Genomic DNA, 24,549 nt, shown 5'->3' on the forward strand with positions numbered 1-24,549 from the left:
CTCTGAGGAGCACACCAAGTGAGCAGCAACAGCGGAGACGTCCGGCTCTGGGGCGCACGTTTCGCCGACGGACCCGCCGAGGCCCTGGCCAGGCTCTCCGCCTCGGTCCACTTCGACTGGCGGCTCGCGCCGTACGACATCGCCGGCTCGCGTGCCCACGCGCGCGTGCTGCACAAGGCGGGCCTGCTCACCGACGACGAGCTGACGCGGATGATCGCCGGGCTCGACCAGCTGGCCGCGGACGTCGCCGACGGCTCCTTCGTCGGCACCATCGCCGACGAGGACGTGCACACCGCTCTGGAGCGCGGCCTGCTGGAGCGGCTCGGCCCCGACCTCGGCGGCAAGCTCCGCGCCGGACGCTCCCGCAACGACCAGGTCGCGACCCTCTTCCGGATGTACCTGCGGGACCAGGCGCGCAGCATCGCCGGTCTGATCGCCGACCTCCAGGACGCCCTGATCGGCCTGGCGGAGGCCCACCCGGACGTGGCGATGCCCGGCCGCACCCACCTCCAGCACGCCCAGCCGGTGCTCTTCGCCCATCATGTCCTCGCGCATGTCCAGGCCCTGTCCCGGGACGCCGAGCGGCTGCGCCAGTGGGACGTGCGTACGGCCGTGTCGCCGTACGGCTCGGGCGCGCTGGCCGGTTCCTCCCTCGGTCTCGACCCGGAGGCGGTGGCCGCGGACCTCGGCTTCGAGCACGGCTCCGCCGCCAACTCCATCGACGGCACGGCCTCCCGTGACTTCGTCGCGGAGTTCACCTTCATCACCGCGATGATCGGTGTGAACATCTCCCGGATCGCCGAGGAGATCATCATCTGGAACACGAAGGAGTTCTCCTTCGTCACCCTGCACGACGCGTTCTCCACGGGCTCGTCGATCATGCCGCAGAAGAAGAACCCCGACATCGCGGAGCTGGCGCGCGGCAAGTCGGGCCGACTGATCGGCAACCTGACCGGCCTGATGGCGACCCTCAAGGCGCTTCCGCTCGCGTACAACCGCGACCTCCAGGAGGACAAGGAGCCGGTCTTCGACTCCTGCGACCAGCTGGACGTCCTGCTCCCCGCCTTCACCGGCATGATCGCCACGCTCACGGTCCACCGGGAGCGCATGGAGGAGCTGGCCCCGGCCGGTTTCTCCCTCGCCACCGACATCGCCGAGTGGCTGGTCAAGCAGGGCGTCCCGTTCCGGGTCGCGCATGAGGTGGCCGGCGCCTGCGTCAAGGTCGCCGAGTCCGAGGGCAAGGAACTGGACGACCTGACGGACGACCAGTTCGCCAAGATCTCCGAGCATCTGACCCCCGAGGTCCGCACGGTCCTGAACGTGCCGGGCGCCCTGGCCTCCCGCAACGGGCGGGGAGGTACGGCGCCGAGCGCGGTGGCCGTCCAGCTGGCCGAGGTGAAGGCGGACGTGGCGGCACAGCACGAGTGGGCGAGCGCCAAGAAGTGACGTGAGGGCATCGCGAGTTACGTTGGTCGCAAGTCTGTCGACCGAACGGAGCCCGCGATGCCCTTCGCCCGTCTCGCGACCGCCACGACACCCACCTGCCACATCGGCCTGGGTCTCGCCGCCGTCGGCCGCCCCGGCTACATCAACCTGGGCCGGGACCGCGACCTGCCGGAGGGCCGGAGCGTCGACGCCCTGCGCGACCGCACGCACGAACTCCTCGACGCCGCCTATGCCCAAGGCGTCCGCTACTTCGACGTCGCCCGTTCCTACGGCCGCTCCGAGGAGTTCCTCGCCGACTGGCTGAACGCCCGCCCCGACATCGACGACGTAGTCATCGGCAGCAAATGGGGCTACACCTACACCGCCGGCTGGTCGGCGGACGCCGAGACGCACGAGGTCAAGGACCACAGCCTGCAGACGTACGAGCGTCAGCGCGCCGAGACCGACGCCCTGCTCGGTGACCGGCTCGACCTCTACCAGATCCACTCGGTGACCCCCGACAGCCCCGCCCTCACCGACAAGGACCTGCACGCCAAGCTGGCCGAGGCCGCCGCCCAGGGCCTCACCGTCGGCTTCTCCACCAGCGGCCCCGCCCAGGCGGACGCGATCCGCGCCGCCCTTGCCGTGACGGTCGACGGCGAGCCCCTCTTCCGTACCGTCCAGTCGACGTACAACGCCCTGGAGACCTCCGCCGCCCCCGCCCTCGCCGAGGCCCACGACGCCGGGCTCACCGTGATCGTCAAGGAGGGCATGGCCAACGGAAGGCTCGCGGAGCCGCACGCCCCGGACGCCCTGAAGGCTGTAGCGGCGGAGACCTCCCTGGGGACCGACGCCGTGGCCCTCGCCCTGGTCCTGCGCCAGCCCTGGGCAGGCGTCGTCCTCTCCGGCGCCGCGACCACCGTCCAGCTCGCCTCCAACCTGCACGCGGCGGTCGTGGACCTGGACGAGGACCAGTTGCACCGTCTTGCCGCGCTGGTTGAGGAGCCGGGGGCGTACTGGGAGCGGCGCGGCCAGTTGCCCTGGCACTGAAAGATCACCACGACCCACCAGTCGTGAGACGCGCATGCCCAGTTTGAGACAAAGATGTCTCACATGGGCTATGGTTGTCTCATGGCTGTCGATCGTGACCACGTGCTGCGCAGCGCAGCCGCCCTGCTCACCCGGAAATCCACGTCCACCATGGACGAGGTCGCCAAGGCCGCCGGGATCAGCCGGGCCACGCTGCACCGCCACTTCGCCGGGCGCGACGCGCTCGTCCGCGCGCTGGAGGCGCTCGGCATCGCGGAGTGCGAGGCCGCCCTGGACGCGGCCCGGCTGGACGAGGGCAGCGCGAGCGAGGCCGTACGCCGACTCGTCCGCGAGATCGAGCCCGCGGCCGGACTGCTCGCCTTCCTCTACACCGAGAACCAGCTCTTCGAGGGCGAGGGACAGAACGAGGGCTGGACCCGGCTCGACGTCCGGATCGCCGCGCTGTTCCGGCGCGGCCAGGCGTCCGGCGAGTTCCGCATCGACCTCACCCCGGCCTGGCTCACCGAGGCGCTGTACGGCCTGATGGCCTCCGGTGCCTGGGCGGTCCAGGAGGGCAGGGTCGCGGCCAAGGACTTCACGCACATGATCGCTGAGCTGCTGCTCGGCGGCGCACTACGGAGAGAGGAACCATGACCAGCACCTTGCAGCCGGCGCACCCGACCGAGGCGGTGAAGCGTCCGGGCCGCTGGCTCGCGCTGTCCGTCCTGGTGCTCGCCGTGCTGCTGGTGGCCGTCGACGCAACCGTCCTCGGTCTCGCGACCCCCTACATCAGCGAGGACCTCAAGCCTTCCGGCACCCAGCTCCTGTGGATCGGTGACGTCTACTCCTTCGTCATCGCCGGTCTGCTCGTCTCCATGGGCAGCCTCGGCGACCGCATCGGCCGTAAGCGGATCCTGCTCGTCGGCGCCACGGCGTTCGGGGCGATATCCGTCCTCAACGCCTATGCGACGACACCGGAGTTGCTGATCGTCGCCCGCGCGCTGCTCGGTGTCGCGGGTGCGACGCTCATGCCCGCCACCCTCGCCCTGATCCGCAACCTCTTCCACGACCCGCGCGAGCGCAGCCTCGCCATCGGCATCTGGGGCGCGACCGCGTCCGCCGGTACGGCCATCGGCCCGATAGCCGGTGGCTTCCTGCTCGAACACTTCTGGTGGGGCTCGGTCTTTCTGATCAACCTGCCGGTGATGGCGGTCCTGGTCGTCGTCGGCATCAAGCTGCTGCCCGAGTCCCGTACCCCGAATCCCGGTCCCTGGGACATGATCAGCGTCGCCCTGTCGCTCGTCGGCATGATCGGTGTCGTGTACGCGGTCAAGGAGGCGGCGGCACATGGGTTCACGTGGGTGACGCTTGCCGCGGGTCTGCTCGGCGCGGCCGCGCTGTACGCCTTCGTACGCCGCCAGCTCACCCTGCCGACCCCGCTCCTGGACATGCGGCTGTTCCGCGGCCGTGGCTTCAGCGGTGCGGTACTGGCCGACCTGCTGACCATCCTCGGCCTGTCCGGCCTGGTCTTCTTCCTCTCCCAGTTCCTGCAACTCGTGCAGGGCAGGGGCCCGTTGGAGGCGGGACTGGCCGAACTGCCCGCCGCGATCGGCGCGGTCGCAGCCGGCCTGATCGCCGGGCGGGCAGCCCGCCGCTTCTCGGTGCGGGCCGTGGTCGCGGGCGGCCTCGCGGCGATCGGTGTCGCCCTGGCCGTGCTCACGGTGATCGACCGCTCGACCGGCTACCCCCTGCTGGGCGCGGCCCTGCTGGTGGTCGGCATCGGCGCGGGCTTCTCCTTCACGGTGACGTCCGACGTGATCCTGTCCTCCGTACCGAAGGAGCAGGCGGGGGCGGCGTCGGCGGTGTCGGAGACGGCGTACGAGCTGGGCGCGGCGTTGGGTATCGCCGTGCTGGGTTCGATCGTGACGGGCGTGTACCGGGACTTCCCGGGCCCGGCGGGCACGCCTGCCGAGGCCCACGAGTCACTGGGCGGCGCGGTGGAGGCGGCGGCGGGGATGCCGGCGCAGACGTCCGGGGCGATGCTGGACGCGGCCAGGCAGTCCTTCGTGGATGGGCTGGCGCTGGCGTCCGGCGCGGGTGCGGCGGTCTTGCTGGCAGCCGCGGTGGCGGCATGGTTCATGCTCCGTGGCCAACGGTTGGACAGCCGACCTTGAGGGGCGCCCCCACCTTGGGCTTCACCGACGCACCGGCACTTGACGCACGCCCCGCAGTGCCCCGGCCTCCTCAGCGGAGCGACTACGCGGCTTGCTTCGCCTTCGTGGCGTACATGTCCACGTACTCCTGCCCCGACAGCCGCATGACCTCGGCCATCACGGAGTCCGTCACCGCCCGCAGCACATATCGGTCCCGGTCCATCCCCTCGTACCGCGAGAACTCCATGGCCTCGCCGAAGCGGACGGTGACGCGGGCGGGCCGCGGGAAGCCCGCGCCGCCGGGCTGGACCTTGTCCGTGCCGATGATGGCGAACGGGACGACGGGCGCGCCGGTCATCAGGGCCAGCCGGGCGATACCGGTGCGACCGCGGTAGAGCCGGCCGTCGGGGGAACGGGTGCCCTCCGGGTAGATGCTGAAGACCTTGCCCTCCTCCAGCACCCGGCGCCCGGTCATCAGCGCCGCGACACCGCCGCGGCCGCCGTCCCGGTCGACCGGGATCATGCCGCAGCCCGTGAAGAACCAGGCCATCAGCCGCCCCTTGAGGCCCTTGCCGGTGACGTACTCGTCCTTGCCGATGAAGAAGACCTGCCGGTCGCAGAAGAGCGGCATGATCATTGAGTCGATGAACGTGAGGTGGTTGCCGGCGAGGATCACCGGACCGTCCCCCGGGATGTGCTCCGCGCCCTCCACCCTTGGGCGGAACATCAGGCGCATGATCGGTCCGAGCACTGCCTTGATGAGCGCGAAGCGGGACAACGGGCCCTCCGGTGTCAAGGGGTCGATATAAGTCTGTGCAGGTGAGGACGATACTCGCGGTCCCCGGGATCGCGCACATCGGGTTCACGGAGGTCTTACGTACTGTTGACGCAGGTTTACCTGCGGTGCTGTGCCGTCGCCCGCCGGTAACCCGCGCGGAACGGTGTGACCGACGTCGCGCCGACCGGGGTTCGGGCGTTCGCCTCACGCCTACCCTGAGACATGCGTCCGATGTCGACGGTTCATCAGAACTGCGTCCTCACAAGACATCCGGTGTCACCCGCGTGTTCGATCCGGGGTCTCCCGCCGGTCATGGACGGGCACCTACCATCGGCCCGCACTGAAGAGCCGAGGGCAGGAGGGCGCTCATGGGAACGCAGGAGTCGGACGAGCAGGCGCGCGGGACCGGGCGCCGGGCGCTGCTGGGCGCCGCGGTGCTGGGCGCGGGCGGAGCGGTCCTCGGACTGTCCGGTACGGCACGGGCCGCGGGCTCCGGGTACGGAGGCGGCGGTGTGAAGAGCCTGCCCAAGCCCACGATCATCGGCCACCGCGGTGCCAGCGGCTACCGGCCCGAGCACACCCTGGGCGCCTACCAGCTGGCCCTGGACCTGGGTGCCGACATCGTCGAGGCCGGTGACCTGGTGCCCACCAAGGACGGCCATCTGGTCTGCCGCCACGAGCCGGAGATCGGCGGCACCACCGACATCGCCGACCACCCCGAGTTCGCCGCCCGGAAGACCACCAAGCTGCTCGACGGGGTCTCCGTCACCGGCTGGTTCACCGAGGACTTCACGCTCGCCGAGCTCAAGACGCTCCGCGCGATCGAGCGCATCCCGGCCAACCGCCCGCACAACACCCTCTACAACGGCCGCTGGGAGATCCCCACCTTCGAAGAGGTGCTCCAGTGGCAGGAGGAGCAGACCCGGGAGCGCGGCAAGCAGGTCTGGATCTACCCCGAGCTCAAGCACCCCACCTACTTCCGCAAGCTGGGCCTCGGCCTCGAAGAGCGGATCGCGAAGGTGCTGCGCAAGTATGGCAAGCACAAGTGGAACTCGCCGGTCATCGTCCAGTCGTTCGAGCCGACCAGCATCCAGCGCCTCAACAAGCTCATCGACAACCCGCTGGTGGTGCTGCTGTCCGGCGCGAGCACCCGGCCGTACGACTTCGTGGACAGCGGTGACCCGCGTACCGTCGCCGATCTGGTCAAGCCGGCCGGGCTGCGCGAGATCGCCTCCTACGCCCAGGGCATCGGCCCGACCCTGGACCTGATCATCCCGAGGGACGCGAGCGGCAAGCTCACCACGCCGACCACCCTGGTCGCGGACGCGCACAAGGTGGGCCTGGTCCTGCACCCCTGGACGCTGCGCAACGAGAATCCCTTCCTGCCCGCGGACTTCCGCAAGGGCACGGACGCGGACGCCTACGGCGATGTCTTCGGTGCGTACAGGACGTACTTCGCCACCGGCATCGACGGTGTCTTCACCGACCAGCCGGACACCGGGCTGCTGGCCCGCGAGGACTTCGTCAACGGCTGAGCCCCACGCCCCTGGTTGGGGTGACAAGCGGCCGCCCGGGCAACCCGTCGCCCGGGCGGCCGCGTCGTGCGTCATATGAGACACGACTCTGTTTCAGAGGTTCTCGCGCTGCGCCCGCTGCTCACCGCCGAGGCCTCCGCCGAGGCGCACGCCTCCGGAACCGAGCCCGGCGACCTGGAACAGGCGGTCTGGCTGCGCCTGTTGGAGCTCCTCGACGCCCAGGGCCCGCCGCCCGACCCCGAGCGCTGGCTACGCTCGGCCGTCCGCTCCGAGGTCCGCCGCACCCGCCGTACCCACCGCCTCGAACGGCCGTATGACGCCGAACCCGCGGACGAGTCCGAGCGCGACCCCGAACACCTCGCCCTCAGGGCCGCCCGCCACCGCGCTCTGCGCGACGCGGTCCGCCGGCTGCCCGGCCGCTGCCCCAGCCTGGTCGAGGCGCTGCTTTCGCCGAGGGACATGACATACCGGGAAATCGCGGGGGAGTTGGGTATCTCACAGGGCAGTCTTGGCCCGGAACGTTCCAGATGTCTGGGTTGTCTACGGCGATTGCTGACGCAGGAGGTTGCGGCCCGAGGAGCGCGGGGATAGGAGTGAGGACGACAGGTGATCAGGTGAGCGGGAGGCATGCGCACATGGGCATGAGCGTGACCATCTCTGCGGCGACCGAGCAGGACGCGGAGCAGATCTTCAAGCTGCAGTACCTGTGCTTCCAGAGCGAGGCCGCGCTGTACGGCAACTACCGCATCGACCCGCTCGTCCAGACGCTGGACTCGGTGCGCGAGGAAGTCGCCAAGGACTGTGTCTTCGTGGCCCGTCTCGGCGACGAGGTGGTCGGCTCGGTCCGCGGCTCGGTCACCGAGGACGGCGCCGCCGCCATCGGCAAGCTCTGCGTCCACCCCCGCCTCCAGGGCCATGGCATCGGCGCCCGTCTTCTTCGAGCGGCCGAATCCGCCCTCGCCGACGAGCGCGGCGCGAAGAGGTTCCGCCTGCACACCGGCCACCGCAGCGAGACCAGCCTCCGCCTCTACCGCAAGGTCGGCTACACGGCGGTAGGCACTTCCGAGGGCACGGACGGCGTACCGATGATCGTCCTGGAGAAGGCGGCGGGGACGTACGCGGCTACGGCTTGACCGTGCCCGCCTTGCGCAGCCAGTAGATCGCCGAGAGCGGCAGCAGTACGGGGATGAACAGATACCCCATGCCGTAGTCGGACCACACCGTCGCGTCGGGGAACGCCGAGGGCTCCACCAGGGTCCAGGTACCGACGACCAGGACGCCCGCGAGTTCGGCGGCGCAGCAGACCAGCGCCGCCTTACGGGCCGTCTCACCACCCCTGACCAGCGTGTACGTGATGAACCCGTACACCAGCCCCGCCACCGCCGACAGCGAATAGGCGAGCGGGGCGTGGTCGAACTCCGTCGAGATCTGCACCACCGACCGCGACACCGCCCCGACGACCATCACGCCGTACAGCCAGACGAGCAGCATTCCGGGCCCACTGATGAGCCGGGTGCGCTTTCCCTCCACGGCCGTCATCTCAGCCTCCCCAGATGTCATAGAGCCGCACCTCCAGCACCGCGAGCACCACACCGCCGGCCGCGACCGTGATCGAACCCCACCTGGTCCGCTCGGCCAGCGACATGAACCCGGCCGCCGGCACACACGCGAACGCGCCCAGCAGATACGCGACGAAGATCGTCGTGCCCTGCTCGGGCTCCTCGCCGCGCGCCAACTGCACGGTCCCGACCACCAGCTGGACCAGCGCCAGCAGGGTCACCACGGCCATCCCGATGAAGTGCCAGTCCTTCGTCGGCTCATCGCGGTACGCGGCAAAGCCGCACCACGCGGCGAGCAGCAACGCGGCGACGCCGGTCACGAGCGTCAGGGCATCAAGCATGCAGCGACCCTATTACGGGCCAAAAGGCCTGGTGCGGCCGACCCCGGCGGGCACCGTAGGGTCGAGGGCATGCACATCCACGCCGAAGCCCTGCTGTTCGACAACGACGGCACCCTCGTCTCCTCGCTCGCCTCGGTCGACCGCTGCTGGACGCGGTGGGCACGGGAGTACGCAATCACCGCCGAAGAGTTCGGACGTATCGAACTGCACGGGCGCCCGGCCGTCGAGATAGCCGCCGACCTGCTGCCCGCCGACCTCGTGCCGGAGGCCGTGGCGCGGATCGAGACGCTGGAGGTCGAGGACGTGCCGAACGACGGCGTGGAGCTGCTGCCCGGTACCAGGGCCTTCCTCGACTCGCTGCCCGCCGACCGCTGGGCCGTCGTCACCTCCGCCACCCGCCGGCTCGCCGAGGCCCGCCTCGACGCCGTCGGCATCCTGCCCAAGACCCTGATCGCGGCCGACGACATCACCCGCGGCAAGCCCGACCCCGAGCCCTACCTTCTCGCCGCCCGTCAGCTGGGCGTCGATCCGGCCCGCTGTGTCGTCTTCGAGGACGCCCCCGCCGGTCTCCAGGCCGGCCGCGCCGCCGGGATGACCACCGTGGCCTTGGCCACAACCCACCAGGCCCACGAGCTCGACGCCGACCTGGTGGTCAAGGACCTCTCGGCCTTGTCCGCCCTGGTCACCGCCCATGGCATCGAGATCTCCGTCCGGGACTGACCACTGTCCACCGCTGTCCGCATTGCGGACAGCGGTTCTTGGTCCGCGTACTCCGTCTGCTTTACTGATCGCATGACCACGACGAGCGACCGCATCCTTGCGACCGAGGCGACCATGACGCCCGGTGCTCGTTGTATGTGTCGAATGTGCGCCTTCTAGAGGGCCCCCGCACCACTTCCTTTTGAGCCTCGCGCCCCGAAGCGAGCCGCCACGGCATGTCCGTACGCCCCCAGCCGTACGTGACCCAGCTGCCCCGCGCACACATCTCCTCCCGTACCAGGGCACACCCACGCCCGCGTACTCGACAGTGACGGAAACCCCAGTGATCACCACATCGGGCCTGACGAAAATTTACCGGGCTCACCGCACCCGCGGTCGAGAGGTCACCGCCCTCGACGGCGTCGACCTGCACGTCCGCGAAGGCGAGGTGTACGGCGTCATCGGCCAGTCCGGCGCCGGAAAGTCCTCACTCATCCGCTGCGTCAACCTCCTGGAGCGCCCCACCGCCGGCACGGTCACCGTCGCCGGCCAGGACCTCACCGCTCTCGCGGGCCGCGGTCCGCGCGCCGGCAAGGAACTGCGGCAGGCGCGCAGCCGTATCGGCATGGTCTTCCAGCACTTCAACCTGCTGTCCTCGCGGACCGTGCAGGACAACGTCGAGCTGCCGCTGGAGATCCTCGGCAAGTCGGGCAAGGAGCGTTCCCGCAAGGCGCTCGAACTGCTCGACCTGGTCGGCCTCGCCGACAAGGCCAAGGCATATCCCGCCCAGCTCTCCGGCGGCCAGAAGCAGCGCGTCGGCATCGCCCGCGCCCTGGCCGGCGACCCCAAGGTGCTGCTCTCCGACGAGGCCACCAGTGCCCTCGACCCGGAGACCACCCGCTCCATCCTCCAACTGCTGCGCGACCTGAACCGGCAGCTGGGGCTCACCGTCCTGCTCATCACCCATGAGATGGACGTCGTGAAGTCGATCTGCGACTCGGCCGCGCTCATGGAGAAGGGCCGCATCGTCGAGTCCGGCACCGTCAGCGAACTGCTCGCCACCCCCGGCTCCGAACTGGCCTCCGCGCTGTTCCCGGTGAGCGGCGAGGCCACCGACGCCCACCGCACCATCGTCGACGTCACCTTCCACGGCGAGGCCGCCACCCAGCCCGTCATCTCCCAGCTGGCGCGCACCTACAACGTCGACATCTCGATCCTCGGCGCCGCCATCGACACCGTCGGCGGCCTCCAGGTCGGCCGGATGCGCATCGAACTGCCCGGCCGCTACGAGGACAACGTCGTGCCGATCGGCTTCCTGCGCGAACAGGGCCTGCAGATCGACGTACTGGGCCAGGAGCCCGTTCTGCTGAAGGAAGGTGCCAAGTGACCTGGTTCGAAATGCAGCCGCTGCTGGAGCAGGCATGTTGGGACACCCTCTACATGGTCGGCTGGTCCACGCTCATCGCCGTCGTCGGCGGGCTTCCGCTCGGCGTCCTCCTCGTCCTCACCGACAAGGGCGGACTGCTCCAGAACGTCGTGGCCAACAAAGTCATCGGGCAGGTCGTGAACATCGCCCGTTCGATGCCGTTCATCATCCTGATGGTCGCGCTGATGGGCTTCACCCGCTCCATCACCGGCACGACCATCGGCCGCGAGGCCGCCATCGTGCCGCTCGCCATCGGCGCGATCCCGTTCTTCGCGCGCCTGGTCGAGACGGCTGTCCGCGAAGTGGACGGCGGGCTCGTCGAGGCTGTGCAGTCGATGGGCGGGAACACCTGGACGGTCGTGCGCAAGGTCCTCGTACCGGAGTCCCTGCCCTCGCTGATCGCCTCCACCACGACCACTATCGTCGCCCTCATCGGCTACTCCGCGATGGCCGGCACGGTCGGCGCGGGCGGCCTCGGCGACATCGCCATCCGCTACGGCTACCAGCGCTTCGAGACCGAGCTGATGTGGATCACCGTGGCGATCCTCGCCGTCGTCATCTCCCTCATCCAGTTCGCCGGCGACTACGCGGCCCGCTCGCTGCACCGCCGCGGCGGCACCTCGGGCCCAGCCCCCAAGCTTCGGCTGCTGAAGGCGTCCACAGCCACCAGCAAGACCGTCTAGTTCTCCCCGTAACACCCATCACGGGGTCGCACCACCCATCAGGAAAGGCACTTTTCGTGCGTAACACCGCAAAGATCACCACCGCCGTCCTCGCCGCCGGAGCCCTCACCTTCGGGCTCACCGCCTGCGGCTCCTCCGACAGCGACTCCGCCTCCGCCGACACCAGCGGACCGCTGGTCGTCGCCGCGAGCCCCGTCCCGCACGCCGAGATCCTCACCTATGTCAAGGACAACCTGGCGAAGGACGCGGGACTCGACCTGGAGGTCAAGGAGTTCACCGACTACGTCACGCCGAACACGGCGACGGAGGACGGATCGGTCGGCGCCAACTACTTCCAGAACCAGCCGTACCTCGACGACTTCAACAAGAAGAACGGCACCCACATCGTGCCCGTCGTCACGGTCCACCTGGAGCCGCTCGGCCTCTACTCCAACAAGGTCAAGAGCGCCGACGACCTCAAGAGCGGTGCGACCGTCGCCGTCCCCAACGACACCGTGAACGAGGCGCGCGCCCTGAAGCTGCTCGCCGACAACGGGATCATCACCCTCAAGGACGGCGTCGGCAACGAAGCGACCCCCTCGGACATCGTCAAGAACCCCAAGAACCTCAAGTTCAAGGAGCTGGAGGCGGCCCAGACCCCGCGCTCCCTGAACGACGTCGACGCCGCGGTCATCAACGGCAACTACGCCATCGAGGCCGACCTCAAGCCCGCCGACGACGCCCTGGTCCTGGAGTCCGCCACGGACAACCCGTACGGCAACTTCCTCGCCGTGAAGGAAGGCAACGAGGACGACCCGCGCGTGAAGAAGCTCGCGAAGCTCCTGACCTCCCCCGAGGTCAAGAAGTTCATCGAGGACAAGTACGCCGGTTCCGTCATCGCCACCTTCTGACGGATCCCGAACCGCACCACGGGGAGGACCCCGTGGTGCGGTTCGGTGCTTTCATGCTGCATGCTGGGCAGTTCAGCAGGCCTGACGTTTTCGAAGGTTACGGAGCGGCGCATGACGAGCACCTTCCCCAACATCTCCATCAGCACGGAGCGGTTGGTGCTGCGTCCCCTCGACGAGGACGACGTGCCCGCCCTGACCGAGATGATGAACGACGAGCAGGTCGGCGCCTGGACCGACGTCCCGCAGCCCTTCACCGCGGCGGGCGCCCGCAGTTGGATCACCGGGTACGCGCCCGCCGAACGGGAGGCGGGCCGCGGACTCGACCTCGCCGTCACCGAGTTCCTCACCCAGCGCCTGGTCGGCATCGTCCAGCTCGGCAAGACCAACTGGCATGTCCGCTCAACCGAGTTGTCGTACATCATCGCCCCCTGGGCCCGCGGCGAGGGCTACGCCTCCGAGGCCGCCCTCGCCACCGCCCAATGGCTGTTCGGCGACCAGAAGTTCGAGCGCATCGAGCTGCGCACGGCCGCCGACAACACCGCATCCCAGCAGGTCGCCCAGAAGATCGGCTGCATCAGCGAGGGCGTCCTGCGCAACGCCTGCATAGCGCACGTGCGCACCGACGACGGCACCTGGACCGACGTGCGCACCGACTACATCGTCTGGAGCCTGCTGCCGGAGGACCTGGAGGGCGCGGCGGAGCAGCTGGCCGACTCCGCCGGATTCACGTCGTACTCCGACTGGAACTGACCCCGGCCGACCGGGATACCCTCAGGCTGCCCCGTCCACCTGCGTAAACCCCCTGGAGACTGACGACGATGGCCGACCGGGTCACGGTGATCGGCTGGGACGGCTCGCCGCTGACCGCCGCGGCACGCGCCGCCCTCGGCGCCGCCACGCTGGTGGCCGGCGCCGCGCACCATCTGGCACTGCCCGAGGTGCCCCCCGCGGCCGAGCGCATCCGCCTCGGCAGCGTCGCCCTCGCCGCCCGCCGGATCGCCGGCCATCGCGGCACGGCGGTCGTCCTCGCCGACGGCGATCCCGGCTTCTTCGGAGTCGTACGGACCCTGCGCGCGCCCGAGTTCGGCCTGGAGGTCGAGGTCGTCCCCGCCGTCTCCTCGGTCGCCACCGCCTTCGCCCGCGCCGGTATGCCCTGGGACGACGCACAGGTGGTCGTCGCACACCGTCGCACCCTGCGACGCGCGGTGAATGTGTGCCGCGCCCACACCAAGGTCGCCGTCCTCACCTCACCCGGCGCGGGACCCGCCGAACTCGGACTGCTCCTGGAGGGCGTCCACCGCACCTTCGTCATCTGCGAGGAACTCGGCACCGAACGCGAACAGGTCACCGTCGTCACCTCCGACAAGGCCGCCGACCACACCTGGCGCGACCCGAACGTCGTCATCGTCATCGGCGGCCCGGCCGGGGTCGCGCAGGGCGGCGGCTGGATCGCGGGCCGCGACCCGTCGGCCACCCCGCGCGGCTGGACCCTGCCCGCCGAGTCCTACGGCGGACTCATGGGCGAGGGCGAGCTGGAACCACTGCGCGCGGCCCAACTCGCCCGGCTCGGCCCGCGCGTGGGGGACCTGGTGTGGGACATCGGCTGCGGCAGCGGTGCCTTCGCCACCGAGGCCGCCCGGGCCGGGGCCGCCGTCATCGCCGTCGACAGCGACCCACGGGCCTGCGAACGCACCGAGTCCAACGCCCGCGCCCTCGGCGTCCAGCTCCAGGTCGTGCACGGCACCGCCCCGCACGTCCTGGAGAACCTGCCCGAACCCGACGTCGTACGCGTCGGCGGCGGGGGAGCGGCGGTCGTCTCCGCGGTCGCCGACCGCCGACCGCAGCGCATCGTCACCCACGCGGCCACCCGCGACGAGGCCGAACTCATCGGCCGCGACCTGACCGAACACGGCTACCGGGTCGAGTGCGCCCTGCTCCAGTCCGTCGAACTCGACACGCGGGCCTGGACGGAGCGGGAACGGAGCGTCGCGTTCCTGCTCAGCGGCCTGTTGCCGGACCGGACGGGCTGACCCCGATCCCGTCCCCGTGATCCTGTTGTCGTACCGGTCGCGGTAGGCTGGCCGATCGTTGCACCGCACTCGGACGCCCGACGCTTCGTCGGTCAATGTCCGGAAAACCCGCCCGTTTTGGGGGGAGTGTGGTACGGCAGAACCGGAGGACGCGCAACGTGGCGCAGTCCACAGCGGGATCGTCGCGGATGAAGCTGTCGTGACGGGGGAACGGCCGCGACAATGCCAGTTAATGGCTTTGTCGTCTTTGTGGGCGGGTCGTTCGTGCCGCTGGGCACACACGCTCGTTCTTCACTGTGGAGCGGTCGGTGCGCCGCTCCGGGTGAGCTGGTCGTAGAAGCACTAACCGATGGGCGAGGGGTACGCATGACCGACACCGGCCAGGTCCCGGGCGAGGGACTGCCGGAGAACGCAGGCATGGTGGAGCAGCCGGGCGTCCCCGCGCCCGGTGCGTACACCTACCTCTCCGAGACCACCGCCGAGGACGAAGACCTGTTGCTGCTGCCCGGCGCCCAGAGCGCTTGGGGCAACGAGGTCGCTCCGCCCGCGCCGGAACCGGTCGTGGAGGCCCTGCACGAACCCGGTGCGCACGAGATGTCCGGCCGTGACAGCGGCTCGGTCGACCTGAGCGCGGTCCGTATGCCGGGTCCGGCGCCGGTGCCGCCGACGACCCCGCGGCGCCCGCTGCACCTCGGCCCGCCGACCCCCGACGCCTCCGCAAGCCCGGTCCGCTCCCTGGCCGACCGCGGCGCGGTGGGCGCCCCGCCGGTACGGCAGCCGGGTCCGCCCACGGCAGGTCCGGAGTACCTCGACATCCCGCAGCCCCAGCCGGCGGCGCCCTGGGGTACCCCGATGCCGTCGCCCGCTCCCGCCGCTGCCGCGCCGATGAGCGCGGAGGTGGCGGCTGCCGAAACGGTTGTTCCGCCGATCGCACCGGCGCCTGAGCCTTCCGACCCGGCCCAGGCGGCCATGGCTCGGCTCGCCACGGAGGCGGTCGCCGTAGCGCAGGAACCGCAGGGGCACGAGACGGCGCCGGTGCCCGCGCCGGAGGAGGCTTCCGTACCTGCCCAGCAGTTCCCGGTGTCCGGGGGCGCGGACGCCTCGGGCGTCGGTTCCGGGGACGTCCCGGTTGTGGAGCCGGTCGCTGAAGCGGTGCCGGTCGCCGAACCGGTGGCGGTGCCCGAGGTCGCGCAGGACGCCGAGGCGGCTGCGCCTGTGGAGGTTCAGGCCGCCGAGGCTGTTCAGGCCCCTGCTGCCGAGGCCGTGGTGCATGAGGCAGCGGTGCCCGAGGCCGTCGTACAAGAAGCCGCCGTTCCCGACGCTGTCGTACCCGAGCCGGAGCCCGTCACGGTCCCGGAGCCCGTCGCGGTCCCGGAGCCGCCCGCGCCCGAGGCCGAGGCGCCGGAGGCTGCGGTGGTCGTCGAGCCCGCCGTACCGGACGCGCCGCAGGTCGTCGAGGTGCCCGAGGCCGTCGTGCACGAGCCCGCCGAGGCACCCGTGGCAGTCGAGCCCGAGCCGGTCGCGGCCGTGGCCGAGGAACCGCCCGCGCCCGAGGAACCGCAGGCCGCCATGGCGCCCGCGCCCGAGGCCCCGCAGACCGAACCGGCGCCCGCGCCCGCGGAATCCACCGCCTACGTGGAAGCCCCCGCCGAGCCCCCGGCCGAGCCCGCCGCCCCCGTCGTAGCAGAGGCACCCGCCATCACCCCCGAGCCCGCCCCGCAGCCCGAGCCCGTCGAGGCGCAGCCCGTGCCCCTGGCCGTCGAGCCGGAGGCCCCCGCGCCCCAGCCGTACGTCGCCGACCCGGCCGGGCCCCAGCTTCAGACGCCGGCGGCCGGTGTGCCGATGGAGCCCCGGCCGGAGCAGCCGCTCGGGCAGTTCGTGCCGGTGGAGGGCCAGGTGCCGACCACCCCGCACCTCGCGCCCACCCCGCCGCAGCCGATCGTCCTGCCCACCGAGGAGGCACCCGCGGTCCCCGCACCGCGCGCGGGCGACCCCGAACTCGTACAGCACGCGGAGGACCTGGACACCAGGGCCGCCGACCAGGAGGAGAGCACGGCCCCCGTGGCAGAAGCACGACAGCCCACCGGCCCGGCCGCGCCCGCCTACGAGGACGCCGAGCGCGAGGCCGTGCTGAAGGTCATGCGCGAGCGCCGTGACATCCGCAACGGCTTCCGCAGCGACCCCATCCCGCACGAGGTGCTGCTCCGCGTCCTGGAAGCGGCTCACACCGCCCCGTCCGTCGGCCACTCGCAGCCCTGGGACTTCGTCGTCATCCGCTCCGCCGAGACCCGGCGCACGATGCACGAGCTGGCGATGCGCCAGCGCGACGCCTACGCCAAGTCGCTGCCCAAGGGCCGGGCGAAGCAGTTCAAGGAACTGAAGATCGAGGCCATCCTCGACACCCCGGTGAACATCGTGGTCACCGCCGACCCGACCCGCGGCGGCCGCCACACCCTCGGCCGCCACACGCAGCCGCAGATGGCGCCGTACTCCTCCGCCCTCGCCGTCGAGAACCTCTGGCTCGCCGCCCGCGCCGAGGGCCTCGGCGTCGGCTGGGTCAGCTTCTTCGACGAGCGCGAGATGGTCCGCACCCTCGGCCTGCCCGAGCACCTGGAGGTCGTGGCCTACCTGTGCGTCGGGTACGTCGACGAGTTCCCCGATGAGCCCGAGCTGATGCAGGCGGGCTGGTCCAAGCGCCGCCCGCTGTCCTGGGTGGTCCACGAGGAGACGTACGGCCGTCGCGCCCTGCCCGGCGAGGACCCGCACGACCTGCTCGCCGAGACCGTCGCCCAGATCCGCCCGCTGGACGCCAAGGCGCTAGGTGAGGCCTGGGAGCGGCAGAAGCGGATGACCAAGCCGGCCGGCGCGCTCGGCATGCTGGAGATCATCTCCGCCCAGCTGTCCGGCCTGTCCCGGCAGTGCCCGCCGCCGATCCCGGAGCCCGCGGCCGTCGCGATCTTCGCGGGCGACCACGGCGTGCACGCCCAGGGCGTGACCCCCTGGCCGCAGGAGGTGACGGCCCAGATGGTCGCCAACTTCCTCGGCGGGGGAGCGGTGTGCAACGCCTTCGCCGGCCAGGTGGGCGCGGAGGTGTGCGTGGTGGACGTGGGCGTGGCCGCCGACCTGCCCGCCACCCCCGGCCTCCTGCCCCGCAAGGTCCGCGCGGGCACGTCCGACATGACCACCGGCGCTGCGATGACCCGCGAGGAGTGCAAGCAGGCCATCGAGGTCGGCATCGAGACGGCCCGCGACCTGGTGGCGGCCGGCAACAAGGCCCTGCTGACCGGTGAGATGGGCATCGCGAACACGACCGCGTCCGCCGCCCTGATCTCGGTCTTCACCGGCGCCGACCCGGCCGAGGTGACCGGCCGCGGCACCGGCATCAACGACGAGACCCTGGCCCGCAAGACCGAGGTCGTCCGCCGCGCCCTCGAACTCCATCAGCCGGACCCGGCCGACCCCATCGGCGTTCTCGCCGCGATCGGCGGCTTCGAACACGCCGCGATGGTGGGCCTGCTGCTGGGCGGCGCGTCCCTGCGTACGCCGGTGATCCTGGACGGCGTCAGCGCGGGCGCCGCGGCCCTGGTCGCCCGCGCGATCGCCCCCGAGGTCCTCGCGGCCTGCATCGCGGGCCACCGCAGCGCGGAACCGGGCCACGTGGCAGCCCTGAACAAGCTCGGCCTGCGCCCCCTGGTCGACCTGGACCTCCGCCTCGGCGAGGGCACGGGCGCCCTCCTGGCCCTGCCCCTGGTCCAGAGCACGGCGAGAGCGATGCACGAAGTGGCGACGTTCGACTCGGCGGGGGTCACCGAGAAGTAGGCCGCGCACGTTCGGGGGGCCGGGGGCAGAGCCCCGGTTTCGGGAAGGGGCGGGCTGGGGGAAGGAAACCCCACCCGCCCGAGCCACCCACTGGACGCGCGCCGTAAAATCCGCACGTCAGGGCCGCTTCAATGCCGCAGCACGCCCGCCGCACCGCCGCCTGTCCGAGGAGCGCACCCTCATGGCCGAAAACCCCGCCTACCCCGTAGGCCTCCGCCTCACCGGCCGCCGTGTCGTCGTCCTCGGCGGCGGCCAGGTCGCCCAGCGCCGCCTCCCCGCCCTCATCGCGGCCGGCGCCGACATCCACCTCGTATCCCCGAATGTGACCCCTTCCGTCGAAGCCATGGCGGACGCGGGCGAGATCACCTGGCAGCGGCGCCGATACCAGAACGGCGACCTCGCGGACGCCTGGTACGCCCTGATCGCCACCGGCGACACGGAAGCGAACGCCCAGGCCTCCGCCGAAGCCGAGCGGCACCGCGTCTGGTGCGTCCGCTCCGACGACGCCGAAGCCGCCACCGCCTGGACCCCGGCCACGGGAACCAGCGAGGGCGTCACCGTCGCGATCCTCACCACCGACACCAAGTCCCGCGACCCCCGCCACACCGCCGCCATCCGCGACGCGGTCGTCGAGGGCCTGCGCGACGGCACCCTCGTCGCCCCCCACCACCGCACCCGCACCCCCGGCGTCGCCCTGGTCGGCGGCGGCCCCGGCGACCCGGACCTGATCACCGTCCGCGGCCGCCGTCTGCTCGCCGAGGCCGACGTGGTCATCACCGACCACCTGGGCCCGCGCGACCTCCTCGCGGAACTGCCGTCCAGCGTCGAGGTCATCGACGCGGCGAAGCTGCCGTACGGCCGTTTCATGGCCCAGGAGGCCATCAACAACGCCCTGATCGAGCACGCCAAGCAGGGCAAGTCGGTCGTACGTCTCAAGGGCGGCGACCCTTATGTCTACGGCCGCGGCATGGAGGAGTTCCAGGCGCTGGCCGAGGCCGGCATCCCGTGCACGGTCGTGCCCGGCATCTCCAGCTCGATCTCGGTGCCGGGCGCCGCGGGCATCCCGGTCACCCACCGAGGCGTGGCCCACGAGTTCACGGTGGTCAGCGGTCACATCGCGCCCGACGACGCGCGCTCCCTGGTCGACTGGCCGTCCCTCGCCAAGCTGACCGGCACGCTGGTGATCCTCATGGGCGTCGGCACCATCGGAAAGGTCGCCGAGACGCTCATCGCGCACGGCAAGTCCCCGGACACGCCCGTCGCCCTGATCCAGGAGGGCACCACCGCCGCCCAGCGCCGCGTGGACGCGACCCTCGCGACGGCCGCCGAGGCCGTCGTCGCGCAGGAGGTCAAGCCGCCGGCGGTCATCGTCATCGGCGAGGTCGTCAAGGTCGGCCCGACGACTTTGGCGTAACCCGAGGTAACTCACTCTCTCCCGAGCCGTTGGCACCGCACGCACGACAAGGCAGTATCACCCTGTGGCCGATCTCATCACCGTCGAGGACCCCGACGACCCGCGCCTGCGCGACTACACGGGCCTGACCGACGTAGAACTGCGCCGCAAGCGCGAGCCCGCCGAGGGCCTTTTCATCGCCGAGGGCGAGAAGGTCATCAGAAGGGCCAAGGACGCCGGCTACGAGATGCGCTCGATGCTGCTGTCCGCGAAATGGGTCGATGTCATGCGCGACGTCATCGACGAACTCCCGGCCCCCGTCTACGCGGTCAGCCCGGAGCTCGCCGAACAGGTCACCGGCTACCACGTGCACCGAGGCGCACTGGCCTCCATGCAGCGCAAGCCCCTGCCCACGGCGGCCGACCTGCTCCAGACCGCCCGCCGGGTGGTGGTCATGGAGTCGGTCAACGACCACACCAACATCGGCGCGATCTTCCGCTCGGCGGCGGCGCTCGGCATGGACGCGGTCCTGCTGTCCCCGGACTGCGCGGACCCGCTGTACCGCCGCAGCGTGAAGGTCTCGATGGGCGCGGTCTTCTCTGTCCCGTACGCCCGTCTGGAGACCTGGCCCAAGGGCCTGGAGTCGGTCCGCGAGGCCGGCTTCACCCTGCTCGCCCTCACCCCGGACGAGAAGGCCAAGTCCCTCGACGAGGCCGCCCCGCACAGGATGGACCGGGTCGCCCTGATGCTCGGCGCCGAGGGCGACGGCCTGTCCCGCCAGGCCCTGGTCGCCGCGGACGAATGGGTCCGCATCCCCATGGCCCACGGCGTCGACTCCCTCAACGTGGGCGCGGCGGCCGCGGTCGCCTTCTACGCGGTGGCGACGGGCCGCCCGGGAGCCTGACTAGTCGGACGCCTCGAACGTCGACTCGTACCGCTGCGACATGAGCGGTACGTCCAACGGCTCGTAGCCCGGTGTCGGCGGAGCCGACCGCTCCTGCCGTACGACGTCCCGCTCGTCGCCGATGCCCCGGCTCGGGCCCTGGCAGCCCTGGGCGGCGGCGATGCCGAGGGCGACCAGCAGGGTCACCACGACGAACACGAACAGCCGCTGGCGCAGCAGCTGCGGGTTGGCGGGCCGACGGCCGGTGCCCGTGTTCCGCGCCGCCGGACGGCCGGTGCCGCTGCGCGGTGCGGGCCGGTTGCCGTTGCCCGTCCTTCCGGTGTTCCGCGAGACGGGCGTGGGCCGTGCCCCGGACCGGCCGGACGACGAGGGCGCCGGACCACCGCGTGCGGCACCGCCACCCCGGGACGGAGCGGGGCCGCGCGAGGAGGGACCGGTGGTGCGCGGCGGGGGCGTCCCCTGCGGGCGCCGCTGAGCACGCTCCGGGTAGCTCTCGGTGAGCCGTCCGGTCGGTCGGTCCGCTTCCCCTGAGCGGGGGGCGGGCGGACGCAGTTCGGCGATGCCCTGCGCCTCGCGGGCCGCGATCTCCTTCAGCCGCAGCGACAGTTGGAGCGTGGTCGGCCGCTCCTCGGGAGCCTTGGCGAGACAGGCCCGCACCAGCGGGGCCAGCGCGTCGGGCACACCATGGAGCTGCGCCTCCTCGTGCACCACGCGGTACAGCATCACCTCGGAACTGCCGTGCCCGAAGGGCGAGTCGCCCATCGAGGCGTACGCCAGGGTCGCGCCGAGCGAGAAGACGTCCGTGGCCGGGGTGACGGCGGCGCCGCGCACCTGCTCAGGGGCGAGGAAGCCGGGGGAGCCCACCGCCGTACCGACGTGGGTGAGCGTCGAGGCGCCCGTGGCCCAGGCGATGCCGAAGTCGATGATTCGCGGTCCCTTGGGGGACAGCAGGATGTTGGACGGCTTGAGATCCCGGTGGACGACCCCGGCCTCGTGCACCGCGACCAGGCCCTCCGAGAGGGCGGCCCCGATCGCGGCGACCTCCGCAGCGCCGAGCGAGCCCTCGTCGGCGACCTTGTCGTGCAGGGAGGGCCCGGGCACGTACTGCGTGGCGAACCACGGCCGGTCGGCCTCCAGATCCGCCGCGACGAGCCGGGCGGTGCACCCGCCCCGGATCCGACGGGCGGCGGAGACCTCACGCGCGAACCGCGACCGGAACTCCTGGTCCTCCGCCAGATCGGGCCGGATCACCTTCAGCGCGACCCGCTGCCCCTTCTTGTCGGAGCCCAGGTAGACCACGCCCATCCCGCCCGCGCCGAGCCGCCTGTGAAGCCTGAACGAGCCGACGACGCGCGGGTCCTCGCGCCTCAGGCGCATCATCGCCATGTTCATCCCCGCTGCCCGGTCCTGTGACGAGCCACAGCTTACGTTTCCCCGGCCGCCTGCGCGCAGAGGCCGCGCCCTCTCGGCCCGATGGATTGTCAGTGCCGGGTGGGAGACTTGAGGGGTGGTCAGGGAGCTGGAGAACAGGCCGACTTCGCGTTGCCTGTGATCCCAACCACCCGTCACAGAAGGGGGATTGAACCCGTGAAGGGTGATCGCGTGGAGATAGTCGTGGACGCGGGGGACACGACCCGCACCTACGAGGTGGTGGCGAGCAGGGCGGGCCGCAGAGTGGAGACGGCGGTACGCCGGGGTGTGGTGGAAGTGAGCGAAGTCACCCGCAACGGATCTGTGGTCCGTACGGCGCGGTTCATGGCGAACCGGGTCCTGGCGCTGGTCGAACAGCCGGTGCCGCGCGAGGACAGCTCGGAGAAAGCGGGGCACACCGGGCGCCCCCTCCGGGAAGACCCCGAGACCTAGGACTCCGTCTCCACCCAGGGGAGTACTCGGCAGGTCATCGCTCATCCTCCGGGAGGCCCGGCAATCGGTACGAGGGCATGACGTACGGCGGGGGCCGTGCCCGTAGATTTGAGGTCAAGCGGCGGGTGCAGCACTCGTCCCCCGAGGTCAGACACCCGCCGCTGCCACGACAACCGAACGGTCAGGAGAGGGACCATGGCCTACACGGCACCGCGGACTCGCACGGCGCTCCGCCCCCGCCGCGACGGCCGTCGCCACCCGCTGGTGGCGACGCTGATGGCCCTTCCCCTGGCGGCCCTGCTCCTCCTCGTCTTCGACGGCTGGGAGACAGTGGCCACACAGGCGTCGTCCGTGGGCGTGATGCTGGGGCGCTGAGCGGCGACCCCAGGCCCGGAAGAGCGGTCCGGGCGGGGACATCCACCCATGAAACCCCGTGGGGACGGGGGTGCGGCGGACGGCAAGAAATGCCGGCGCAGCTGGGGAGCTGCGCCGGCATTACCTTTTACGCCGACCCGCCGCTGCGGCGGCGCCCGCAACCAAGGAGACGGCACCCCGCCGGCGCGGGCGAGCGAAACCCGCCCCACCCACACCCCACCTCCGGTCCGCACCTGCGTACTCTCACCCCAGACCCACCCCCGCTGGGAGCCCCGTGACAGTCATCCGCCTCGTGCCGGACCTGACCCGTGCCGCCACCGTCACCGCCCACGCACGCCGTTCCGCCTGTCCCTGCGGGGAAGCCGTGACGCTCGCCGCCCGCGAAGACGCCACCGTCGTCCGGCACGCCGACATCGTCGCCAAGGCCCACCCCCCGAACACCGACCCCACCGAGCTCACCGTCCGCCTCGCCACCGCCGCCGCCCTCCCCGACATCCTCCTGCCCCCGCTCACCACATCCCCGGCCCCCCTCCACGACCGCCTGGTGACCTGCTGGCCGTACGGCACCCCCGTAGACCTGCAAGACCCCGACACCGCCCCCTGGGAAGCCGCCGCCACCCTCCTCGCCCGCCTGCACGGTCGGCCACCACTGCCGCACACGCCCCCCATGCGCGGCCCCGCCAAGGCCGCGCGAGCAGTCGAGCGCCTCAGAGCCACCGCGCCCACGTCCAGCGCCGCCACCCCCGTCCTGCGCGCCTGGCACACCCTCCCCGCCTGGGCCCGAGCCGAGACCCCGATGCCCGACAACGGCACCCGCACCCTCTGCCACGGCGACTTCCACCTCGGCCAGCTTGTCCGCCACCCCGCCGAACAGGGCCCCTGGCGGCTCATAGACGTGGACGACCTCGGCACCGGGGCCCCCGCCTGGGACCTCGCCCGCCCCGCGGCCTGGTACGCCTGCGGCCTCCTCGCCCCCGACGAGTGGACCCGCTTCCTCACCGCCTACCGCGCGGCGGCCGGCCCCGCGATCAGCGCGCACGGCGACCCCTGGCACACCCTCGACATCCCGGCCCGCGCCCTGACCGTACAGACCGCCGCCACCGCGATCGCCAAGGCGACGGAGGCCGGTCGCCCCCTCGACGACATCGAGCAGTCCGTTATCGACGCCTGTGACCGAATGGCGTCCACCCCGCCCGAGTTGACGTACGAATCAGCCAAGTAGGGTGCAACCGACCGCAGCCGGACAGAGTCTGTCCTGGCGATACACGAAGCAGGACCGACCGGCGAGGAGTTGAGCCGACCATGCAGTGTCCGAAGTGTCGTGCCCCGATGCACACCTACAACCGCAACGGCGTCCAGATCGAGCAGTGCAGCGGCTGCCGCGGGATATTTCTCGACTACGGCGAGCTGGAGGCCCTGACCCGCCTGGAGTCCCAGTGGTCCCAGCCGGCGGCCCCACCGGCCCCGCCCGCCCCACAGGCGTACCCGGCGGCCCCCGCCCCCGCGGCTCCGGCCTGGGGCGCCCCGCAGCACGGGCACTACGGCCACAAGCGCCACAAGAGCTTCGGCCACATGCTCTTCTCCAGCTGAGCCGCAGCGCGCACGAAGAAGCCCCCGACCACAAGGCCGGGGGCTTCGGTGTGTGGA

Annotated in this window: 24 protein-coding genes; 20 read left to right on the forward strand and 4 right to left on the reverse strand. The window is 71.4% G+C overall.

Annotated elements, in window-relative coordinates:
- Positions 1–18: 18 nt before the first annotated feature.
- From argH to H4N64_RS18105, 4 genes are all read left to right on the forward strand, one after another.
- Positions 19–1,446, forward strand: coding sequence for an argininosuccinate lyase (argH, locus tag H4N64_RS18090; RefSeq protein WP_186283380.1), 1,428 nt, complete (start codon positions 19–21; stop codon positions 1,444–1,446).
- Between the two features lie 57 nt (positions 1,447–1,503).
- A complete protein-coding gene (locus H4N64_RS18095; RefSeq protein WP_186283381.1) occupies positions 1,504–2,475 on the forward strand; it encodes an aldo/keto reductase in 972 nt (323 codons plus the stop codon).
- Positions 2,476–2,556: 81 nt separating this feature from the next.
- Positions 2,557–3,108: a TetR/AcrR family transcriptional regulator gene (locus tag H4N64_RS18100; protein ID WP_222109087.1), complete on the forward strand. Its 552-nt coding sequence runs from the start codon at positions 2,557–2,559 to the stop codon at positions 3,106–3,108.
- Complete coding sequence (locus H4N64_RS18105) at positions 3,105–4,628, forward strand: MFS transporter (RefSeq protein WP_186283383.1); 1,524 nt, start codon at positions 3,105–3,107, stop codon at positions 4,626–4,628. The genes H4N64_RS18100 and H4N64_RS18105 overlap by 4 nt, the downstream gene beginning before the upstream one ends.
- An 82-nt stretch (positions 4,629–4,710) precedes the next feature.
- Here H4N64_RS18105 and H4N64_RS18110 read toward each other — a convergent pair whose 3' ends face one another.
- Positions 4,711–5,385 carry a 1-acyl-sn-glycerol-3-phosphate acyltransferase gene (locus H4N64_RS18110; RefSeq protein WP_186283406.1) on the reverse strand — a complete coding sequence of 225 codons (675 nt, stop codon included), beginning with the start codon at positions 5,383–5,385 and terminating at the stop codon, positions 4,711–4,713.
- Between the two features lie 368 nt (positions 5,386–5,753).
- Here H4N64_RS18110 and H4N64_RS18115 point away from each other — a divergent pair, with 368 nt between their 5' ends.
- The 3 genes from H4N64_RS18115 (at position 5,754) to H4N64_RS18125 (ending at position 8,053) form a co-directional block, all read left to right on the forward strand.
- Entirely contained in the window at positions 5,754–6,920 is a 1,167-nt protein-coding gene (locus tag H4N64_RS18115) for a glycerophosphodiester phosphodiesterase (RefSeq protein ID WP_186283384.1), read from the forward strand.
- A 75-nt stretch (positions 6,921–6,995) separates the two neighbouring features.
- Entirely contained in the window at positions 6,996–7,511 is a 516-nt protein-coding gene (locus H4N64_RS18120) for a sigma-70 family RNA polymerase sigma factor (protein WP_186283385.1), read from the forward strand.
- Between the two features lie 44 nt (positions 7,512–7,555).
- Positions 7,556–8,053 (forward strand): GNAT family N-acetyltransferase, encoded by a 498-nt coding sequence (locus H4N64_RS18125; protein WP_186283407.1) that lies wholly within the window; start codon positions 7,556–7,558, stop codon positions 8,051–8,053.
- Here H4N64_RS18125 and H4N64_RS18130 read toward each other — a convergent pair.
- Both H4N64_RS18130 and H4N64_RS18135 read right to left on the reverse strand, forming a co-directional pair.
- Entirely contained in the window at positions 8,043–8,459 is a 417-nt protein-coding gene (locus tag H4N64_RS18130; RefSeq protein ID WP_260859776.1) for a hypothetical protein, read from the reverse strand. The two genes, H4N64_RS18125 and H4N64_RS18130, sit on opposite strands and share 11 nt — an antisense overlap.
- A 1-nt stretch (position 8,460) precedes the next feature.
- Positions 8,461–8,820 (reverse strand): hypothetical protein, encoded by a 360-nt coding sequence (locus tag H4N64_RS18135; RefSeq protein ID WP_186283387.1) that lies wholly within the window; start codon positions 8,818–8,820, stop codon positions 8,461–8,463.
- 69 nt (positions 8,821–8,889) lie between these two features.
- Here H4N64_RS18135 and H4N64_RS18140 point away from each other — a divergent pair, with 69 nt between their 5' ends.
- From H4N64_RS18140 to H4N64_RS18180, 9 genes are all read left to right on the forward strand, one after another.
- Positions 8,890–9,540 (forward strand): HAD family hydrolase, encoded by a 651-nt coding sequence (locus H4N64_RS18140; RefSeq protein ID WP_186283388.1) that lies wholly within the window; start codon positions 8,890–8,892, stop codon positions 9,538–9,540.
- Positions 9,541–9,862: 322 nt separating this feature from the next.
- Positions 9,863–10,906 carry an ATP-binding cassette domain-containing protein gene (locus tag H4N64_RS18145; RefSeq protein WP_186283389.1) on the forward strand — a complete coding sequence of 348 codons (1,044 nt, stop codon included), beginning with the start codon at positions 9,863–9,865 and terminating at the stop codon, positions 10,904–10,906.
- On the forward strand, positions 10,903–11,628 hold the full coding sequence (locus tag H4N64_RS18150) for a methionine ABC transporter permease MetI (RefSeq protein ID WP_186283390.1): 726 nt from the start codon (positions 10,903–10,905) through the stop codon (positions 11,626–11,628). The genes H4N64_RS18145 and H4N64_RS18150 overlap by 4 nt, the downstream gene beginning before the upstream one ends.
- Before the next feature lie 56 nt (positions 11,629–11,684).
- On the forward strand, positions 11,685–12,518 hold the full coding sequence (locus H4N64_RS18155) for a MetQ/NlpA family ABC transporter substrate-binding protein (protein WP_186283391.1): 834 nt from the start codon (positions 11,685–11,687) through the stop codon (positions 12,516–12,518).
- A gap of 111 nt (positions 12,519–12,629) precedes the next feature.
- On the forward strand, positions 12,630–13,268 hold the full coding sequence (locus tag H4N64_RS18160) for a GNAT family N-acetyltransferase (protein ID WP_186283392.1): 639 nt from the start codon (positions 12,630–12,632) through the stop codon (positions 13,266–13,268).
- A gap of 68 nt (positions 13,269–13,336) precedes the next feature.
- Positions 13,337–14,548 (forward strand): precorrin-6y C5,15-methyltransferase (decarboxylating) subunit CbiE, encoded by a 1,212-nt coding sequence (gene cbiE / locus H4N64_RS18165; protein ID WP_186283393.1) that lies wholly within the window; start codon positions 13,337–13,339, stop codon positions 14,546–14,548.
- Between the two features lie 366 nt (positions 14,549–14,914).
- Complete coding sequence (gene cobT / locus H4N64_RS18170) at positions 14,915–18,367, forward strand: nicotinate-nucleotide--dimethylbenzimidazole phosphoribosyltransferase (protein ID WP_186283394.1); 3,453 nt, start codon at positions 14,915–14,917, stop codon at positions 18,365–18,367.
- 181 nt (positions 18,368–18,548) lie between these two features.
- A complete protein-coding gene (cobA, locus tag H4N64_RS18175) occupies positions 18,549–19,781 on the forward strand; it encodes a uroporphyrinogen-III C-methyltransferase (protein WP_186283395.1) in 1,233 nt (410 codons plus the stop codon).
- Between the two features lie 64 nt (positions 19,782–19,845).
- Positions 19,846–20,664 carry a TrmH family RNA methyltransferase gene (locus tag H4N64_RS18180; protein WP_186283396.1) on the forward strand — a complete coding sequence of 273 codons (819 nt, stop codon included), beginning with the start codon at positions 19,846–19,848 and terminating at the stop codon, positions 20,662–20,664.
- Here H4N64_RS18180 and H4N64_RS18185 read toward each other — a convergent pair whose 3' ends face one another.
- Positions 20,665–22,056, reverse strand: a complete 1,392-nt coding sequence (locus tag H4N64_RS18185; protein ID WP_186283397.1) for a serine/threonine-protein kinase — start codon at positions 22,054–22,056, stop codon at positions 20,665–20,667.
- Positions 22,057–22,251: 195 nt separating this feature from the next.
- Here H4N64_RS18185 and H4N64_RS18190 point away from each other — a divergent pair, with 195 nt between their 5' ends.
- The 4 genes from H4N64_RS18190 (at position 22,252) to H4N64_RS18205 (ending at position 24,492) form a co-directional block, all read left to right on the forward strand.
- Entirely contained in the window at positions 22,252–22,527 is a 276-nt protein-coding gene (locus tag H4N64_RS18190; protein WP_186283398.1) for a hypothetical protein, read from the forward strand.
- Between the two features lie 195 nt (positions 22,528–22,722).
- Positions 22,723–22,902 carry a hypothetical protein gene (locus H4N64_RS18195; protein ID WP_015661746.1) on the forward strand — a complete coding sequence of 60 codons (180 nt, stop codon included), beginning with the start codon at positions 22,723–22,725 and terminating at the stop codon, positions 22,900–22,902.
- Between the two features lie 274 nt (positions 22,903–23,176).
- Positions 23,177–24,124 (forward strand): phosphotransferase, encoded by a 948-nt coding sequence (locus H4N64_RS18200; RefSeq protein ID WP_186283399.1) that lies wholly within the window; start codon positions 23,177–23,179, stop codon positions 24,122–24,124.
- Positions 24,125–24,204: 80 nt separating this feature from the next.
- Positions 24,205–24,492 (forward strand): TFIIB-type zinc ribbon-containing protein, encoded by a 288-nt coding sequence (locus H4N64_RS18205; protein WP_186283400.1) that lies wholly within the window; start codon positions 24,205–24,207, stop codon positions 24,490–24,492.
- Positions 24,493–24,549: the final 57 nt, after the last annotated feature.

It is taken from the genome of Streptomyces cupreus, assembly GCF_014257025.1.
GTDB classification, from domain to species: Bacteria; Actinomycetota; Actinomycetes; order Streptomycetales; family Streptomycetaceae; genus Streptomyces; species Streptomyces cupreus.